Origin of the sequence: Haloparvum sedimenti, from assembly GCF_001462205.1 — an archaeon.
Classification (GTDB): domain Archaea; phylum Halobacteriota; class Halobacteria; order Halobacteriales; family Haloferacaceae; genus Haloparvum; species Haloparvum sedimenti.
The window spans coordinates 1-2420 of the sequence record NZ_LKIR01000064.1 but is presented as its reverse complement, the minus strand read 5'-3'; the positions used below and the strand labels follow the sequence as shown (position 1 = coordinate 2420).

The window sequence follows — 2420 nt, the reverse complement described above, 5'->3', positions numbered from 1 at the left end:
CCGCGCGGAGGGTCTCCTCGTCGGTGATCGTGTTCGGCGTCCGCGCGACGAACTGGTAGTCTTCCAGGATCTCGTCTCGCCGTGACTCGTCGAGGTGAGCGAGGATCGCCTTGCTCGCGGCCGAGCAGTGGAGGTTCCGACGAGGATACCCCTTGATCCGCGTGTAGAGATCCTCGCCGACCGCGTCGGGGCCGAACTGTTCGTACAGCAGGATCTCGCGGCCGTGACTCTCCACGACGAGGTGTGCCGCCTCGCCCGTCTCCTGTGCCAGTCTGTCGACTTCCGGCTTCCCGACCTGGTACAGTCGCGACGTGGCTCTGACGTACTCCCCGAGCGGGAGCGCGAAGAGCCCGACCTGATACTCGCCGTCCTCGACTCTCACGTACCCCTTCTCCTGCATCGTCGCGAGGTACGTGTGCGTCGTCCCTGGGGAGCGATCGATCGCCTCGGCGATCTCGGTCACCGTCGCTCCTTCATCATTTCTGAGGATTTTGAGTATGTCAAACGCGAGCGCCACGGACTTGATCCGCCTCGGTGAACGATCATCGGTCATGGTTTCTCATGCCGTCGCGATCGGCATAATCTTTGCCATCGTCAAAAATCGCTGTCGGCTCGAACGCCGATTGGATCGACGGTCCCCGCGTCGTCCGCCGATAATTTTTTGTGTACCGCTATGGAGATGCCGACAGGCTACAATGAGCCAAGTACAGCTATCAGACGTCACAAAAGTCTACGACGACGTGCTTGCGGTCGAGGACATCGACCTCACCGTCCGCGACGGCGAGTTCCTCGTGGTCGTCGGTCCCTCCGGGTGCGGGAAGTCGACGACGCTCCGGATGGTCGCGGGGCTGGAGACGATCTCCGGCGGCGAGATCACGATCGGGTCGGAGGTCGTCAACGACGTTCGGCCGCAGGACCGGGACATCGCGATGGTGTTCCAGAACTACGCGCTCTACCCGCACATGACCGTGCGGGAGAACATGTCCTTCGGGCTGCGCCTCTCCGGAGAGTACGACGACGCCGAGATCGACGAGCGCGTCGAGGACGCGGCCGACCTTCTCGAGATCCCCGAACTTCTCGACCAGTACCCGAAACAGCTGTCCGGCGGGCAACAGCAGCGGGTGGCGCTCGGTCGCTCGATCGTTCGGGACCCGGAGGTCTTCCTGATGGACGAGCCGCTGTCGAACCTCGACGCGAAGCTCCGCTCGCAGATGCGGACGGAGCTCCAGCGCCTCCACGAGGAGCTCGGGGTCACGACCATCTACGTCACGCACGACCAGACCGAGGCGATGACGATGGGCGACCGGATCGCGATCCTCAACGAGGGCGAGCTCCAGCAGATCGCGGAGCCGGAGGTCTGCTACAGCGAACCGAACAACCGGTTCGTCGCCGGGTTCATCGGCTCGCCGAGCATGAACTTCTTCGAGGTCGACGTGGAGTCGGCTCCCGAGGGCGTCTCCGTCACGGGGGACAGCTTCGAGACGGTCCTCGACGTGTCGCTGGCGCCGGGCCGGTACACGCTCGGCGTTCGGCCCGAGGACCTGTATCCGGCCGACGGGGCCGGTCGGATCCCCGCGGATGTCGACGTCGTCGAACCCATGGGCGCGGACAACTACCTCTACCTCACCCCGCCCACCGAGGGCGACGGGGAGACGGAGATAATCGCCCGCGTCGACAACGAGTTCCGACCCGACCCCGGCGAGCGAGTCATGCTCGATTTCGACGTCGCGGACGTTCACTTCTTCGACGAGACGGGCGACCGGGTACCGACCGAGACGGCCGCGGAGCACACGACGTGAGAACGGTCCAATGATCCACGAGACCATCGGTACGAACGAGTGGGAATGGGCTGGCAAACCGTACGCGGCGATCAAGGATGTCGGTCGGCAGGACGGTTCCGTCCTCGTCGTCCCCGTCGGGAGCGTGGAACAGCACGGGCATCACCTGCCCGTCATCACCGACACGCTCCTCGTGGAGGCGATGGTTCACGGAGCGGCGGAGTCGCTGCGGGACGACGTGCCGATCCTCGTCACGCCGCCGGTCTGGAGCGGCTTCTCGCCGCATCACCTCTCGTTCGGCGGCACGCTTTCGCTCGAGTTCGAACACCTCAGACAGACCCTGGAGGATATCGGCCGCACGGGGCTCGAGAACGGCTTCGACGCCGTCTGCTTCGTGAACGGGCACGGCGGGAACGCGGCCCTCATCGACGCGCTCGTGAGCACGCTCGGGAAGACGACGGACGCGGAAGTGCTCGGCACGACGTACTTCACTCTCGCGGCGTCGGAGATCGCGGCCCTCCGCGACAGCGATCCGGGAGGCATGGCCCACGGGGGCGAGTACGAGACGTCGCTCATGCTCTACCTCCGTCCCGACCTGGTCGTGGACGCGCTGATCGAGGAGGGGACGCGCTGGGACGAACA

The 2420-nt window shown here is 65.3% G+C and carries 3 protein-coding genes; 2 read left to right on the top strand and 1 reads right to left on the bottom strand.

The features are described 5' to 3' along the window. Nucleotides 1–553, bottom strand: a 553-nt coding sequence (locus AN233_RS04145; protein WP_058365591.1) for an IclR family transcriptional regulator, incomplete at its 3' end; no start/stop codon positions are given. A 142-nt stretch (nucleotides 554–695) separates the two neighbouring features. On the opposite strand from AN233_RS04145, the gene AN233_RS04140 reads away from it, so the two are divergent. Continuing rightward, complete coding sequence (locus AN233_RS04140) at nucleotides 696–1799, top strand: ABC transporter ATP-binding protein (RefSeq protein WP_058365590.1); 1104 nt, start codon at nucleotides 696–698, stop codon at nucleotides 1797–1799. A 10-nt stretch (nucleotides 1800–1809) separates the two neighbouring features. After that, a partial coding sequence (locus AN233_RS04135; protein ID WP_058365589.1) for a creatininase family protein occupies nucleotides 1810–2420 on the top strand: 611 nt, incomplete at its 3' end.